Source organism: Lacinutrix sp. MedPE-SW, from assembly GCF_001874145.1.
Lineage (GTDB): Bacteria > Bacteroidota > Bacteroidia > Flavobacteriales > Flavobacteriaceae > Lacinutrix.
The window spans coordinates 236,880-251,599 of sequence record NZ_MPCX01000003.1 but is presented as its reverse complement, the minus strand read 5'-3'; the positions used below and the strand labels follow the sequence as shown (position 1 = coordinate 251,599).

General features: G+C 29.4%; 17 protein-coding genes. 5 read left to right on the top strand and 12 right to left on the bottom strand.

Annotated elements, in window-relative coordinates; all coding sequences use genetic code 11:
• Nucleotides 1-252 precede the first annotated feature (252 nt).
• Nucleotides 253-684, top strand: coding sequence for a TerB family tellurite resistance protein (locus BM549_RS04685; RefSeq protein WP_013869417.1), 432 nt, complete (start codon nt 253-255; stop codon nt 682-684).
• Between the two features lie 33 nt (nt 685-717).
• Here the strand turns inward: BM549_RS04685 and BM549_RS04680 are convergent, their stop codons facing one another.
• The 6 genes from BM549_RS04680 to fbp form a co-directional block, all read right to left on the bottom strand.
• The gene (locus BM549_RS04680; protein WP_290469207.1) at nt 718-2,244 is read right to left on the bottom strand and encodes an ATP-binding protein; all 1,527 of its coding nucleotides are present in this window, start codon (nt 2,242-2,244) and stop codon (nt 718-720) included.
• 96 nt (nt 2,245-2,340) lie between these two features.
• Nucleotides 2,341-3,864 (bottom strand): ATP-binding protein, encoded by a 1,524-nt coding sequence (locus tag BM549_RS04675; protein WP_290469206.1) that lies wholly within the window; start codon nt 3,862-3,864, stop codon nt 2,341-2,343.
• A gap of 23 nt (nt 3,865-3,887) precedes the next feature.
• Nucleotides 3,888-4,379 (bottom strand): Rab family GTPase, encoded by a 492-nt coding sequence (locus BM549_RS04670; RefSeq protein WP_290469205.1) that lies wholly within the window; start codon nt 4,377-4,379, stop codon nt 3,888-3,890.
• Entirely contained in the window at nt 4,366-5,184 is an 819-nt protein-coding gene (locus BM549_RS04665) for a cell envelope biogenesis protein OmpA (protein ID WP_290469204.1), read from the bottom strand. Before BM549_RS04665 ends, BM549_RS04670 begins: the two co-directional genes overlap by 14 nt.
• Nucleotides 5,185-5,199: 15 nt before the next feature.
• Nucleotides 5,200-5,553: a fructose 1,6-bisphosphatase gene (locus tag BM549_RS04660; protein ID WP_290469203.1), complete on the bottom strand. Its 354-nt coding sequence runs from the start codon at nt 5,551-5,553 to the stop codon at nt 5,200-5,202.
• Nucleotides 5,554-5,609: 56 nt separating this feature from the next.
• Nucleotides 5,610-6,617: a class 1 fructose-bisphosphatase gene (gene fbp / locus BM549_RS04655; RefSeq protein ID WP_290469202.1), complete on the bottom strand. Its 1,008-nt coding sequence runs from the start codon at nt 6,615-6,617 to the stop codon at nt 5,610-5,612.
• 122 nt (nt 6,618-6,739) lie between these two features.
• Here fbp and BM549_RS04650 point away from each other — a divergent pair, with 122 nt between their 5' ends.
• Genes BM549_RS04650 through BM549_RS04635 form a run of 4 tightly spaced genes read left to right on the top strand, consistent with a single transcriptional unit; the run spans nt 6,740 to nt 11,360 of the window.
• Nucleotides 6,740-7,219, top strand: coding sequence for a GNAT family N-acetyltransferase (locus BM549_RS04650; RefSeq protein ID WP_290469201.1), 480 nt, complete (start codon nt 6,740-6,742; stop codon nt 7,217-7,219).
• The gene (locus tag BM549_RS04645) at nt 7,219-8,469 is read left to right on the top strand and encodes an aspartate kinase (RefSeq protein ID WP_290469200.1); all 1,251 of its coding nucleotides are present in this window, start codon (nt 7,219-7,221) and stop codon (nt 8,467-8,469) included. The genes BM549_RS04650 and BM549_RS04645 overlap by 1 nt, the downstream gene beginning before the upstream one ends.
• Nucleotides 8,470-8,509: 40 nt before the next feature.
• Nucleotides 8,510-10,333, top strand: coding sequence for a lysophospholipid acyltransferase family protein (locus BM549_RS04640; RefSeq protein WP_290469199.1), 1,824 nt, complete (start codon nt 8,510-8,512; stop codon nt 10,331-10,333).
• A gap of 10 nt (nt 10,334-10,343) precedes the next feature.
• Nucleotides 10,344-11,360 carry a carboxypeptidase-like regulatory domain-containing protein gene (locus BM549_RS04635; RefSeq protein WP_290469198.1) on the top strand — a complete coding sequence of 339 codons (1,017 nt, stop codon included), beginning with the start codon at nt 10,344-10,346 and terminating at the stop codon, nt 11,358-11,360.
• An 8-nt stretch (nt 11,361-11,368) separates the two neighbouring features.
• On the opposite strand, the gene BM549_RS04630 is transcribed toward BM549_RS04635, so the two are convergent.
• From BM549_RS04630 to BM549_RS04605, 6 genes are all read right to left on the bottom strand, one after another.
• Nucleotides 11,369-11,695 carry a helix-turn-helix transcriptional regulator gene (locus BM549_RS04630; protein WP_290469197.1) on the bottom strand — a complete coding sequence of 109 codons (327 nt, stop codon included), beginning with the start codon at nt 11,693-11,695 and terminating at the stop codon, nt 11,369-11,371.
• 88 nt (nt 11,696-11,783) lie between these two features.
• Nucleotides 11,784-12,302 carry a hypothetical protein gene (locus BM549_RS04625; protein WP_290469196.1) on the bottom strand — a complete coding sequence of 173 codons (519 nt, stop codon included), beginning with the start codon at nt 12,300-12,302 and terminating at the stop codon, nt 11,784-11,786.
• Nucleotides 12,303-12,350: 48 nt separating this feature from the next.
• Complete coding sequence (locus tag BM549_RS04620) at nt 12,351-12,737, bottom strand: VOC family protein (RefSeq protein ID WP_290469195.1); 387 nt, start codon at nt 12,735-12,737, stop codon at nt 12,351-12,353.
• Nucleotides 12,738-12,767: 30 nt separating this feature from the next.
• On the bottom strand, nt 12,768-13,223 hold the full coding sequence (locus BM549_RS04615; RefSeq protein ID WP_290469194.1) for a DUF1801 domain-containing protein: 456 nt from the start codon (nt 13,221-13,223) through the stop codon (nt 12,768-12,770).
• Between the two features lie 27 nt (nt 13,224-13,250).
• On the bottom strand, nt 13,251-14,189 hold the full coding sequence (locus tag BM549_RS04610) for a 2-hydroxyacid dehydrogenase (protein ID WP_290469193.1): 939 nt from the start codon (nt 14,187-14,189) through the stop codon (nt 13,251-13,253).
• A 22-nt stretch (nt 14,190-14,211) separates the two neighbouring features.
• Nucleotides 14,212-14,577, bottom strand: a complete 366-nt coding sequence (locus BM549_RS04605; protein WP_290469192.1) for a cupin domain-containing protein — start codon at nt 14,575-14,577, stop codon at nt 14,212-14,214.
• Nucleotides 14,578-14,720 lie beyond the last annotated feature (143 nt).

Sequence of the window (14,720 nt, the reverse complement as noted above, 5' to 3'; positions counted from 1 at the left end):
TTTGGTAATTGAGGCTTTTTAATTGCTGGTTTTAACTTAAATTTATAAATATAGAGTGCATTTGGTTACTGCATTAGTGATTGAACGGTTTGTTTGAGCTCTCTTGCCTTTAGGCAGAAGCGAGTAGTGAAAGCGCGGTATTTTGCTTCTCTTTAAAAGAAGTAAAATGAATGCCCAAAAAAAGAAAATTTTAATTTTAAAACATTTTTAGTTTGTCTATCTTTGAGGCACTTAAAATATTAAAAGAAATATATGTCATTTGCAGATTTATTTGATAGCGGTTTTAAAAAGCGCAACGAGGACCATTTTGCTTCTATAGTTAGAGTAGCAATGGATGATGGTGTTATTACAGAGGATGAAAAAAAGTTTTTAGACCGTTTGGCACGTAATTTAGATATTGGTGAAGGTGATTATGCTAAGATTTTAGAAGATTACCAGTCTCACCCAATTAATCCGCCACATTCTTACGATAGTAGATTGGAGCGTTTATACGATTTATCGCGTATGGTATATGTTGACCATATTAAAGGTGATCACGAAGAAATTTTATTAAGAAAAATTGCTGTTGGTTTAGGTTTTAATCCTGAAAACACAAAATATGTTGTTGATAAGGCTTTAACTTTAGTGAGTAATGGTGTTGATTTAGATACTTTTATTGAAGAAATAAAGTTGATGAATAGATAATATTACAGCTATAGTATAAAAGTTAAGCAAGTTCTATTGAGCTTGCTTTTTTTTTATGTTGTAATTTATTTTTCTAATTAATTCTGCTTTGTCGTATGGTTTACCAACGTAGCTATTAATTTTTCGGTTTTTACAATATTGTTCTTCTTCTTTAGAAGGTTTTGTAGAAAGTACGATAATTGGAATTTTATTGAAATGATTGAAATCTGAATGCCTAATATATCTTGCTGTATCTAAACCATCCATAGTTGGTAATTTTAGATTCATTATTAAGATATCGTAAGGTTTTTTGTGCAATGCTTCTACAACTTGATCTCCTGTTTCTACTAAGTCTACATTGTATTTTTGCTTTTGTAAGAGCGTTTCTAATAAATAGTTTTGGTCTTTAATTAATGGCTCTGCTATTAATAGTGTTGGTGCATTAGGAAGTGTGGTTTTTTTAGGTACTATTGGTTTTTGTTCTTTTTGTTTATTATCTAATTTAAAGTTTAAAATAACATCTATAGTTGTACCTAAATCTAGCTTGCTTGAAATACTTATGTCTCCTTTTAAGGCTTTAACTAGGTTTTTTGTTATAGCTAGGCCTAAACCAAAACCATCATTATGGGTGTTATTACTAATTTGATAAAAGCTTTGGAAAATATTTTTTAATTGTGTTTGCTCTATACCAACTCCAGTGTCTTTAACTGTAAATTGGAGTTTAGCTTGTTTATCGCTTTTACTTATGTTATTAACTTTTAAATTTACGCTTCCTGTATTTGTAAACTTTATGGCATTACCTAAAATATTACTAAGTATTTGAGCTATTCTAAATTTATCTGCAATTACGTATTTTGGACATGAGCTATCTATAGCGATGTTAAATTGCAGTCCTTTTTCTTCGCATTTTTTTTTATAAATATTTGATAGTATGTTTAATTCTTCAGTTAAATTATAGCTTATGTTGTAGGCTTTAAAATGGTTTGCTTCAATTTTAGATATGTCTATTATATCGTTTACCATGGCTTTTAGTCTACCATTGGTGTTTTTTATAATATTTAAATTGTAGCGTTGACTTTGCTCTAAGTTACTTTCTTCTAGTTGTGCAACAAAACCATCTATACTATTAATAGGAAGACGAACTTGATGGCTAAAATTTGCGATAAAATTATCTTTAAAAGCTTCTTTTTCTAGTAATAATTTATTGTTAAAATCTAAGACTTGAGATTTTATCTCAGACTCATTACGATTTTGTGCAACTTTTTGATATTTAATGTATTGGTTTGTTAAGTCTTGTATTACGAGTACTGCGAACTCTTCCTTTTTATTTGTATATAGCTCAATGTCTACAGTGTAGTTTTTATTGTCTACAATAAGGTTTACACATTTAAAATTAAATGTTTCGTTTTCTATTTTTAAAAGGTTTGTTATACTTAAAAAAAACGGATGTAAAGACTCTATAGTTTTACCTTTTGCATTTTTATATAATTGTGATTCAGACTCTATTACAAGACCATTTTTATCTATTATAAGAATTTGATTTGCAGAGTCTTTGTAGGTAATGTCGTAGTTTTCTAACATGCATTTAGGTATAAACCTTTAGTATTACTAAAGATACAATTTTTTTAAACAAGGTATACTATAATCAAATCGAGGGATGGTTTATTTAATATTAATTTAATTTAGGTGTTCTGATAATTTTTTTAAAAATTGCCTTTCGTTAAAAGGCTTTTTTAATACATCGTTAATTCCTGCTTTTTTATAGCGTTTAAAATCTTCTTTAAACACTTTAGCAGTCATTGCTATAATTGGTATTTTTCTATGTTGACGTTCTGGTAAACTTCTAATTTGTTTAGCAATATCTTCTCCATTATGTTCTTTTAACTTAATATCCATTAATATTAAGTCTACTTCATTTTCAAAAGTTGAAATTCTTGAAATTACATCGTCTGGATTTGATGCGATATCAAGAAAAAATTGACCTTTTGTAGCTAAGATTTTAAGTACAGAAAGTTGTGTTATTTCTGAGTCTTCAACTAGTAAAATATTATATTTTTTATTAGGGTTGAATTCTATATCTGTTTGTTTTTTCTGTTGTGTTAATTTTAACCCAGAATGCGCTAAAAAATTAATACTTGTAGAGAAAGTTGTGCCTTTTCCTAATTCAGATTCTACATTAACTTTACTATTAGTTAGTTCTACCAAGTATTTTACTATTGCTAAACCTAAACCTGTACCTTTATAATTGTCATTTTCACTAACTTGGGTGAAACTAGAAAAGATGTCTTTATAGTGCTCTTTTTTAATACCAATTCCTGTGTCTATAATTTCGAAATGAATACTTGCTTTTTGAGCTCTAATTTGATTTAGCGATACATTTAAGGTTACACTTCCTTCTGGTGTAAATTTTATTGCGTTATCTAACAAGTTTGTAATTACTTGTCTTAATCTTTTGCTATCTCCACCTACAATTTGTGGTAAATTAGTGTCAAAATTATAGTTAAACTCAATACCTTTTTGTTTTGCTTTTAAGGTGTAGTTTAATTTTAATTCTTCTAACAAGTCACTTAAACTAAAAGGTTCTATTGTAAGTTCTAACTTTCCTGCTTCTATTTTAGAAATATCTAAAATATCATCAATCATTTGTTTTAAGAAGCTTGATGATGAGTTTAAGATTTGGATATAATCTTTTTGTTGTGCTGTTAAACTTGTTTTACTTAAAATGTCTGAAAAGGTTAATATCCCAGTTAATGGGTCTCTAAGTTCATGACTAAAGTTTGCAATAAATGTGTTTTTAAAAGCTTCTTTTTCTTTTAGATAATTATTTTTAAGCTCTAATATTTGAGAGTTTATAACAGATTCGTTTCTTACTTGAGCAGTAGTTTGGTATGTTTTGTAGTGCTCTGTTAAATCATGAATAATTAATAAAGGTTTTTTGTCGCTAGAAAATGTTTTTATAATTATATCACAAATTGCAGTATAGTTTCCAATGTTTAAATGAATACATGAAAAATTAAAATCTTCATTATTTGTATTTAATAATGTAGATAAGGTTTCGAAAAATGGATGGATATTAGCAATATTTTCATTTTTTGAAATAGAAAACAATGCTTCGTCGGTTTCTAATATATCACCATTTAATTCTAGTATTAGGTGTTGTACTAGCGGTTTTGTATGTTTTTTTTTGTACTCTTCTAACATAGAATTAGCTGGAATTTTCTTAATTAAATAAGTGATTCAGCTAAATTAGAAAAAAGTTCATCAACTTTATTTCCGGTTTTTGCACTAACGTACAAATCCGTTAAAGCGCCAAAATTATCGTTGTTCTGCTTTATAAATGTCTTTGTAACTAAATCTTCTTTATTTCCTACTATTGTTATAGGTGTTTTTGGTTGCTTAGATTGCAAAAATTCTATTTCAGATTTTATATTCTGGTAAGTTGCAGGTCTAGTTAAATCGTACACATAAATAAAGGCATTTGTGCCTAATAAATAAGATAGCCTTGTGTTTGTAATGTCGTCATTACCTTCTAAATCCCAGATAATTAATGATACATCTGTGTTTTTTTCTGGTACAGTAACGTTTTTCTTAAATATATGTACGCCTATTGTTACTTTGTAATCTTCGGTAAATGTATTTTCTACAAAACGCCTAATTAAAGACGATTTACCTACTCCAAAGTGGCCTAATAAAACTATTTTTTTAGAGATTTTCATTGCCGAAATATACTTTTAATTTCTTAGAAAATGAATCATTGTCTTCTAAATCTTCTTTGTTAATGTAATTTTGAGCAAAGTCTAAAAGCTTATCTTCTAATTTGTCTTTAAATAATATATTATAAGCTCCAGATATTACTACTGCAATATAGTAAGAAGAAAAATTTTGAAGGTGTAGGTGAAAGCTGTCATACTCTATATATTGCAATTCTTGATCACTTTTTTCAAAGGCATCTTCTGCAAAACTTTTTATAGCGGTTAGCATTCCTGAAACCATATCTTCGTCTATAGATTGTGTTTTAGAATACTCTGATATTATTATACCAGATCCTTTTTCTATAACCATGATTTGTTCTACAGTAGGTTGTGCTATGCTTTGTAAAATTAAATCGCCTTCGCTCACGCCTGTTTTCTTAGACATAAATCTGCGTTTTAAGCCTTCAAAAGAAAATGCACTATTCATTTTGGCATTAATTTGCTCAGAAAGTATTTGCATTTCGTGCTGCACGTATTTTTTTATCATTTTTCCAATTATTGGAAATAATGCTTCAACTACAGCGTCTTGAGAGTTTTTAATTTCAGTTTTTAAAGCTTCTGTTATTGTTGGACCTAATGTTTTTGGGATTTCTACAACAAATTCGTGTAGTTTATCATCGATTATTGGGTTTACTCTTTCAGAAAGTTTGTTTTGCCTGTTTACAATATCTTCGACAACACGAAGTTTTTCTTCAACTTTTTTGGCATACTCACGCTCATCTGTTAATAAGATGTCTTTTAAAATACTAAGTCTTTCTTCTTGATTCATGGCGTGAGAATCGAATTAGTTACTTATTTTCTCGCCAAGTTTAATAAGTAAATCGCCAAAGATTTTACGGTCTAATTTTTTTTCGTCTAAGCTATTAGCTTTATCCTCGAGATTATTTTCAAGTTCAGTAATTCTAATGTTAATATCTGTACTTAAATTATCTATATTTTGAAGTAGTTCTGCTTTTACTTCATCTACTAAATTCTCAAGCTCTTTTTTCTTATTTAGAATGTCTTGCTTGACAGCTTCAAATTCATGGTTATATTCAACCATATTTTCACCAAAAATTAATTGCTTAATTGCATCAATTTTAGATGTTGGGTCTTGAGCGTTAGTTATTTCAGGATTTGTTTTAGCGTCTTTAGCCATTATGCTGTTAATAGTTTGAGTTCTAACAAATGTAGCAAAATTTTAACAAAGTTGTATTACAAATTTTTGCTCATAAATTCTTCGGCCTTTTCTACCATATTCTTGCTACCGCAAAAAAATGGTACACGTTGGTGTAACTCTTTGGGTTCTATGTCTAAAATTCTTGTAAAACCATCACTAGCTTTACCATTTGCTTGTTCGGCTATAAACGCCATAGGATTACATTCATATAATAAACGTAATTTTCCGTCTGAGTTTTTTGAGCTTTTAGGATATATATAAATACCTCCTTTTATCATATTTCTATGAAAATCTGAAACTAAAGAGCCAATATACCTTGCAGTATACGGTCTGTCATCTTCTTCTTTTTGGCAATATTTTATATAATCTTTTACGCCTTGAGGGAAATGATTATAATTCCCTTCGTTTACAGAATATATATTTCCGTTTTCAGGAAACTGCATATTTGGATGTGATAAATACAAAGTCCCTATGGCTGGGTTTAATGTAAAACCATTTACACCATGTCCAGTTGTATAAACTAGCATTGTAGATGTACCATAAACAACATATCCAGCAGCAACTTGTTGATTTCCTTTTTGTAAAAAATCTTCTATTGTAACAGGTGATCCTATAGGAGTAACTCGCCTATATACCGAAAAAATTGTACCTACAGATACATTTACATCTATGTTAGATGAACCATCTAATGGGTCTATTAAGACAACATATTTATTTTGGTTATTTTCATCTTGACTGTTTATAGTAATAAAATCATCCTCTTCTTCACTAGCAATACCACAAACAATATTTCTATTTGTTAGTGTTTGTATAAACTTTTCGTTTGCATAAACATCTAGTTTTTGTTGATCTTCACCTTGAATATTTACATCACCAGCAGCTCCAGTAATATCTACTAAACCAGCTTTATTTACTTCATGGTTTACTACTTTAGCAGCAAGCCTTATAGAGTTAATAAGTCTTGATAATTCACCAGATGTATATTTAAAAGAGGCCTGGTTTTCAATAATAAATTCACCTAAGGTTTGATTTTTTCTAGACATGTTGTATTTGTGATGCTTTTTGCAAATATCGTTTTTTTTAACAAACTATATCGATTTCCATAATGTAAATGTAGTACGATATTCAACTTTAAGTTATATTTGATTTTCAATATATTTTTATTATGAATTATATAGCGCGTTTAGCAACAAAAAGCGACATGAAGCAAGTTCACGATTTAATTGTAGAACTTGCCGTTTTTGAAAAAGAACCTAATGAGGTCGAAATTTCTGTTAGTGATTTAGAAATTGATGGGTTTGGTGCAAAACCAAAATTCACGTGTTTTGTTATAGAAATAGACTCTAAAATTGTTGGTGCTGCATTAGTTTATATGCGCTACTCTACATGGAAAGGAGAAGTTTTACACCTTGAAGATTTAATTGTTAGCGAAAAAATGAGAGGTCATGGATTGGGTACAATATTATTAAACGAAGTTGTAAAATACGGCAATACATTAGGTGTAAAACGTATATGTTGGGAGGTATTAGACTGGAATGATCCTGCGATAACTTTTTATGAAAAGAAAGGAGCTAATGTAAAACGAGATTGGGATGTTGTACATTTAAACGAAAATGGAATTAAAAACTATTTAAACAATATATAGTGCGAGTATTTAAGTTTGGTGGCGCATCTGTAAAAGACGCTAATGGAGTAAAAAATGTTATTCAAGTTTTAGAAACATTAGGTCATAAAAACACATTAATTGTAGTTTCTGCAATGGGAAAAACAACTAATGCTTTAGAGGTTGTAATCGATAAATATTTAAATAATAAAGACCATTTTAAATCTGAAATACAATTAGTAAAAGCATACCATGAAAAAATCATGGGTGATTTGTTTGAAAATGAACAACACAAAGTTTTTACAGAAGTTAATGAGCTTTTTAAGGAATTATTACAGTTTTTAAACAGTAATAAATCTCCAAATTATAATTTTATATACGATCAAGTTATTGGTTATGGAGAGCTTGTTTCTAGCACAATAATTAGTAATTATTTAAACAAAAGGCATTATAATAATACTTGGTTAGATGTAAGACAATGCATAAAAACCGACGATTATTACCGTAATGCAAATGTAAATTGGGATTTAACTCAAGATATAATATCTAAAGCAGTAAACGCAGATACATTATATATAACTCAAGGATTTTTAGGTAGTGATGCTAATAATTTTACAACAACCTTAGGTAGAGAAGGAAGTGATTATACAGCAGCGATATTTGCTTACTGTTTAAATGCAGAAAGTGTTACAGTCTGGAAAGATGTACCAGGTGTACTAAATGGAGATCCAAGGCATTTTAAAAACACAAAGCTACTAAATACAATATCGTATACCGAAGCTATAGAGCTTGCTTTTTATGGAGCTTCTGTAATTCACCCAAAAACGCTTCAACCTTTACAAAGAAAAGAAATACCATTACATGTAAAATCATTTTTAAACCCTAAAAATAATGGTACTACGGTAAATAAATCTATTGGGATTGAGCCGCAATTACCATGTTTTATATTAAAACAAAATCAAGTTTTATTATCACTTTCAACTTTAGATTTTTCATATATAGTTGAAGAGAATATTAGTGAAATATTTAACTTATTATCACAATATAAAATGAAGGTTGGTGTTATACAAAATTCTGCTATTAGTTTTTCAGTATGTATAGACAACAATTATAATAATCTTGAAAAATTATTATTGCATTTAAAGGCAAAATTTAAAGTAACTTGTCACGAAAATGTATCACTTTATACAATTAGGCATTATGATAATGCTTCAATTACTAGTTTAGAGCAAGGTAAAACCGTGTTACTTAAGCAGTTGTTTCAACAAACAGTACAGATAGTAACTCAATAATCTTTTTGCTTACATTTGTAGGCGTTAATAAAGTATAAAAATGTCGTTAGTAACAGCAAAAGAAGTTTCAAAAGCAATCCATTTAAATAAGTATGGTGTGTTTGGCACGTTTGCTGGTTGGCTATTAATGAAAGCATTAAAAATTTCTACTTTAAACAAAATTTATAATCGAAATAAGGATTTAAAAGAAATAGAATTTCTAGATGCTATTTTAAACGAGTTTCAAATAAAGTTTGAAATTCCAGAAGAAGACTTAAAACGTTTACCTAAAGATGGCGCATATATAACGGTATCAAACCATCCATTAGGAGGAATAGATGGTATTTTACTATTAAAATTAATGCTTGAAAAGCGAGACGATTTTAAAATAATAGCAAACTTTTTATTGCATCGTATTGAGCCAATGAAGCCATATATTATGCCTGTAAATCCTTTTGAAGACAGAAAGGATGTAAAGTCTAGTATAGCCGGTTTTAAAAATGCAATTATGCATTTACGTGAAGGGCATCCATTAGGTTTATTTCCTGCTGGAGAAGTATCTACCTATAAAGACGGTAAGTTAATGGTAGATAAACCTTGGGAAGAAGCAGCGATGAAATTAGCTCAAAAAGCAAATGTACCTATTGTACCTATATATTTTCATGCTAAAAATAGTAGATTGTTTTATAAACTATCTAAAATTAGCGATACCTTTAGAACAGCAAAACTACCATCAGAGTTACTTACTCAAAAAAAGAGAACAATAAAAGTTAGAGTAGGAAAACCAATTTCTGTTAAAGATCAAAATGAACATAAAACATTAGAAAGTTTTACAGCCTTTATTCGTCGTAAAACATATATGTTATCTAATACTTTTGAACCTAAAGAAAAAATTATAAGTTCAATTTCGTCAAGTTTAAAAGTGCTAAAAACACCAAAAACTATTGTAACTCCAATTAGTAAGGAGTTAATGATAGCAGAAGTAGAAGCACTTAGAAAAAACGATAAACGCTTGTTAGAAAGTAAAAACTACGAAGTGTTCTTAACGCCAGCAAGCGATATACCTAATATAATAACAGAAATAGGTAGGCTTCGTGAAATAACTTTTAGAGCTGTTGGAGAAGGTACAAATGAAGCTATAGATTTAGATAAATTTGATAGCTACTATTGCCACATGTTCTTATGGGATAATGAAGCTAAATTAATTGCAGGAGCTTATAGAATGGGCCTAGGTTCTCAAATATTTAAAGCTCATGGTATAGACGGTTTTTATCTTCAAGACCTATTTCGTTTTGAACCAGAATTGCATAAAATGATGAGCGAATCTATAGAAATGGGACGCGCATTTATAATTAAAGATTACCAACAAAAACCAATGCCTTTATTTTTACTATGGAAAGGTATTGTACATACAACATTACGTCATCCAGAGCACAATTACTTAATTGGTGGCGTAAGTATTAGTAATCAGTTTTCTGAGTTTTCAAAGTCTTTAATGATTGAGTTTATGAAATCTCATTATTATGATCCTTATGTAGCACAATATGTGCATCCAAAAAAGGAATTTAAGGTAAAGTTAAAAGATGCAGATAAAGATTTTGTTTTTGAAGAAACTGAAGCAGATTTAAATAAATTTGATAAAATAATAGACGAAATAGAACCAGGAGCTTTAAGGTTACCAGTATTATTAAAAAAGTACATTAAACAAAACGCAAAACTTGTAGCCTTTAATGTAGATCCATTATTTAATAATGCTGTAGATGGTTTAATGTATATTAAAATATCAGACCTTCCAGATAGTACTGTTAGGCCTGTAATGGAAGAATTTCAAGCAGAACTAGAAAGTAAGTTTCCAAATACACCTACAACAGAAACAGATAAATAATATTTAATAAATGAAAATTTTAACTCTTGTATTTGTTTTATTATTTGGTATAATTGGCAAAGCTCAAGAATTAAAAGGTACCGTATTAAACATTAAAAACAACGAACCTATTGTTGGAGCGTCAGTTTATTTTGATAATACTTCAATAGGAACAATAACAAACTTTAATGGTGAATTTAGTATAAATTTAAAGCAACCTATTAATTCGCCTTTAGTAGTATCGTTTATTGGTTTTGAAACACAAATCCATACTATAAAAAACTTTAATACAATAAAACAATTTAAGTTAAAAGAAGATATAAATGCATTAGAAGAAGTTGTTTTAAATAGTAAAGACGAATGGTCTCGCCAATATAAACTCAAACAATTTAGAAGAGAATTTCTTGGTCAATCTGAATTTGCAAAGCAATGTAAAATTTTAAATGAAGACGCTCTAATACTAAATTTTGAACGTGAAACAAAGCAACTTATAGCATCAGCAAATTCTCCTATTATTATAAAAAACGAAGCTTTAGACTATATAATTAAATATGATATTAAAGATTTTGCCATTACCTATAATATTAATTTAGAATCTAATTTAGATTTAGAAAAAGCTTTTAAAACAGTAGCATCTGTTGTGTATTCTGGTACAACTTTTTTCGAAAACATAAAATCTAAAAAGCACAAACGCGCTTTGAGAAATAGAGAAAAAGCATATATAGGTTCTACTTTACATTTTATGCGCGCAATAGCAAATAATAGAATTAAAAAAGAAAAGTTTAAAGTGTTTAAAGGTCAATACCAAACAGACCCATCGTTATACATTAAAACATTTAAAAACGACAGTTTAAATGTCACAGAAGTTGAGCTTTTAATGAAACTTAACATATTATGTAAAGGAAGACAGTCTGCTATAAAAAGTGAAGTAAAACGATTTTATATTGATGCTTACGGAAACCATTCTCCAATAGATAAAGTACTTTTTGGAGGCTTTATGGCCAGACAACGTATTGGAGATTTCTTACCAGTAAACTATGGTTTATAATTACGTGTTTATTTACTACAGTTAACCTGTGTTTTTACAAAAAAGTCGTTTACAACTCTTCTACACTCATTAAGTTTATCTTGATTAATACTATAAAATAGACTTTTACCTTTTACTGTTTGGTTTAATAAACCTGTTTTTCTAATCTCGCCTAAGTGCTGAGATATAGTTGGTTGTGCTAAACCAATTGCTTTAACTAATGCATTACAGTTACAATCTTTGTTTTGACTAATATATTGTATAATAGATACTCTTGCAGGATGCCCAATCATTTTAGTAAATGTAGCAATATCATTTTGTTGTTTATCGAAAATATGTTTTTTGGTAAATCCCATAGTTTAAATATTTTAACGTGATATTGCAATATTACAATAAAAAATTTAAAAATAAAACCTAAGATATCATTCTTAGGTTTTATATATTTTATTTACCAAATAGCCTTTGAAAAAAGTTTTTTGTTTTTTTGGTAGTTTCTTCAATTACTTCTTTAGCATCATCTGCAAAATCTTCAAGTTTATCTTCTGCCTCAGTAGCTATTTCTGTAGCTTTTTCTTTTACATTGTCGAAAGCTTCTTTAGCATCATCTAACAATTCTTTACCGTCTTCGTTTATAAATTCGGTAGTTTTTTGTTTTGCTTTTTCAAAGGTTTCTTTAGCGTCTTCTTTTAACTCTTCAAGTTTCTCTTCGGCTTCATTTGCTATTTCAGAGGCTTTCGTTTTTGCTTTGTCTAAAACATCTTTACCATCTTCGTTTATAAAGTGCGATGCTTTATCTTTTAAGTTGTTTAATTGTTCTTTGGCATCGTCTGCTATAGTTGATGCTTTGTCTTTAAAATCTTTTAAAGAGTCTTTAGTTTCTTCGGCGAGTGTTTCTGTTTTTTCTTCGGCGTTTTCAATTTTTTCTTTAATCTCGTCTTCGAAGTTTTTGTTTTCTTCTGCCATTAATTTAGTTGTTATAGGGTTAGTTTTGTGGTAAACAAGTTACATTTTTTATTTAAATGCTTGGTCTATAGGTTCCCATAATTCTATTTTATTACCGTCGTTATCTAAAATCCAACCAAATTTTCCGTATTCATATTCTTCCATTTCACCAACAATAGTGACACCTTCTTCTTTTAAAGTCGCTAATAACTCTACTAAATTTTCCACACGGTAATTAAACATAAAGTCTTTTTTAGAAGGCTCATAATATTTAGTGTCTTCACTAAATGGTGACCATTGTGTTGAACAGTCATTACCATCTTTGTCTTTCCACCAGAATGTACTACCGTAATCGTCTGTATTAAAACCTAGGTGTTTTTTATACCAATCTTTTGAGGCTTTTGGATCTTTTGTTTTAAAAAATAATCCACCAATTCCTGTTACTCTTTTTTTCATTTCCTTTTTTTAAATATTATTAATTAATATCTATTTTTTTATAGTTTTCTCATAAATCTCAATCCACTCTTTTACAGTCATTTTACCTAACAATTCTTCTATTAAATCGTAAGGTATAGCATCTGGTTTTTTAAACCTAATACAGCTTTTTCCCATGTCTAACTTTTGTTTACTGTGTTTTGGGTATTCGCTTACAAACCAATCGTGCAATTCTTTTTTAGCATAAATTCCAGAGTGGTAAAGTGCTATGTAGTTTTTTTGTGATGCTAGATTTATAAATGGTAAAGGTGGAAATGGTTTGCAATGATAACCGTTTGGATAAATAGTTTTTGGTACATAATATGCTAACATGCCATAGCCTATTCCAGACTCTAGACCTTTTGGCATATGCTTTTTTATAAGATTATGTAATTTTGTAACAGGTGCTTTTCTATCTTCTGGTAGTTGGGCTATATACTCTTCTGGTGTTTTAGCTTTCGAGGTCATTATAGTTTATGTTTAATCTCTTTAAAGTTAGCAAAATTTTTCTTGAATTTTGTTAACTATTGTTTGCGCAAGTTTTTCTTTACTTTCTATTGTCCAGCCTGCAACGTGTGGCGATAAAATAACATTTTGAGACTTAATTAAATACTTAAATGGCTCTGGCATATTATTGCTAGTAAATAAATTTTCGAATGATGATTTTTCGTATTCTAAAACATCTAATCCTGCACCTAATATTTTTCCAGATTGTAATGCGGTTACCAAATCTTTTGTAACTACACTTTTACCGCGTGCTGTATTTATTAACCAAAACGGTTTTTTAAAGGCATTTATAAAATTTGTATTTACCATGTTTATGGTTGATGGGTTTTCTGGTGTGTGTAAGCTTAATACATCTACCTGTTCTTGAAGTTGTGCTAAGTTTACTTGCGTTGCGTTACTGTCTCCAATGTTTGTTTTTAAATCGTAGCATAAAACGTTAACATCAAAACCGCGTAGCTTTCTTGCAAAGGCTTTACCCATATTGCCATAACCTATTATACCTACGGTTTTACCATCTAACTCTAATCCTCGGTTGTTTTCACGCAGCCATTGCCCGTTTCTTACTTCTCGATCTGCTTTGTTTAGCTTATTAAATAAAGATAATAGCATTGCTAAACTGTGTTCTCCAACAGCATTTCTATTTCCTTCTGGTGCTGCAATAAGTGTTATGCCTTTTTGCTCTGCATAATTACAATCTATATTTTCTAATCCTGCACCTACACGACCTATAAATTTTAGATTTGTTGCTGAATCTATAAAGGCTTTATCTATACTAAATCTACTTCTTATTATAAAACCATCGTACTCATGAATGCTTTTTTGAATGTTTTCTTTTGAATCTACATAATTCTCATGATTTGTAAAGCCTAAGGTATTGAGTTGGTTTATTAATAATGGGTGATTGCTATCTATATGTAATATTTTCATTTTACTAGTGATGCTCTTTATTTTAAATTTCTGGGTAGTTGGTTTGTGTTTTGTCGTGTTTTACTTTTCCGGTATGTGATGTACATAGTTTTTCGAATAGTAACACGTGTACTTCTTCATTATTTTTTGTTGTAGGATTATGTTCTACTCCTTTTGGTACTACAATTATTTCTCCTTGATTTACAACCTCGGTTCTGTCTCTAAATTGCATGTATAATGTGCCTTTTATTACTTGAAAAAGCTCATCTTCATTATCATGGCTATGCCAAACAAATTCTCCTTTTAGTTTTGCTAGTAGTACTTGCATATTATCTACTGTTGCAATGCGGTGTGGATGCCATTGTTTTGTAAATAGGGTGTGTTTTTGGTTTATGTTTATTGGTTTCATAATCTTTAAATGCAGTTAATTGTGTTTAAAGTTACAAAGTTTTGCGTTAAGGATTGAGCAATTGTTGGAGCTCCTCGCAGAGAGCGACTTGCGAGAGCCTGACGTTTTTACCTGAGGTACGAAGAGAAAAAAGGAAACGCCCA

Coding starts and splice junctions, on each gene's coding strand:
- fbp (WP_290469202.1), bottom strand. CDS start 6,617: ATGTCTAGAAAAAATCAAACCTTAGGTGAATTTATTATTGAAAACCAG.
- BM549_RS04650 (WP_290469201.1), top strand. CDS start 6,740: ATGAATTATATAGCGCGTTTAGCAACAAAAAGCGACATGAAGCAAGTT.
- BM549_RS04680 (WP_290469207.1), bottom strand. CDS start 2,244: ATGTTAGAAAACTACGACATTACCTACAAAGACTCTGCAAATCAAATT.
- BM549_RS04625 (WP_290469196.1), bottom strand. CDS start 12,302: ATGGCAGAAGAAAACAAAAACTTCGAAGACGAGATTAAAGAAAAAATT.
- BM549_RS04630 (WP_290469197.1), bottom strand. CDS start 11,695: ATGGGATTTACCAAAAAACATATTTTCGATAAACAACAAAATGATATT.
- BM549_RS04620 (WP_290469195.1), bottom strand. CDS start 12,737: ATGAAAAAAAGAGTAACAGGAATTGGTGGATTATTTTTTAAAACAAAA.
- BM549_RS04675 (WP_290469206.1), bottom strand. CDS start 3,864: ATGTTAGAAGAGTACAAAAAAAAACATACAAAACCGCTAGTACAACAC.
- BM549_RS04665 (WP_290469204.1), bottom strand. CDS start 5,184: ATGAATCAAGAAGAAAGACTTAGTATTTTAAAAGACATCTTATTAACA.
- BM549_RS04615 (WP_290469194.1), bottom strand. CDS start 13,223: ATGACCTCGAAAGCTAAAACACCAGAAGAGTATATAGCCCAACTACCA.
- BM549_RS04685 (WP_013869417.1), top strand. CDS start 253: ATGTCATTTGCAGATTTATTTGATAGCGGTTTTAAAAAGCGCAACGAG.
- BM549_RS04660 (WP_290469203.1), bottom strand. CDS start 5,553: ATGGCTAAAGACGCTAAAACAAATCCTGAAATAACTAACGCTCAAGAC.
- BM549_RS04610 (WP_290469193.1), bottom strand. CDS start 14,189: ATGAAAATATTACATATAGATAGCAATCACCCATTATTAATAAACCAA.
- BM549_RS04605 (WP_290469192.1), bottom strand. CDS start 14,577: ATGAAACCAATAAACATAAACCAAAAACACACCCTATTTACAAAACAA.
- BM549_RS04640 (WP_290469199.1), top strand. CDS start 8,510: ATGTCGTTAGTAACAGCAAAAGAAGTTTCAAAAGCAATCCATTTAAAT.
- BM549_RS04635 (WP_290469198.1), top strand. CDS start 10,344: ATGAAAATTTTAACTCTTGTATTTGTTTTATTATTTGGTATAATTGGC.
- BM549_RS04670 (WP_290469205.1), bottom strand. CDS start 4,379: ATGAAAATCTCTAAAAAAATAGTTTTATTAGGCCACTTTGGAGTAGGT.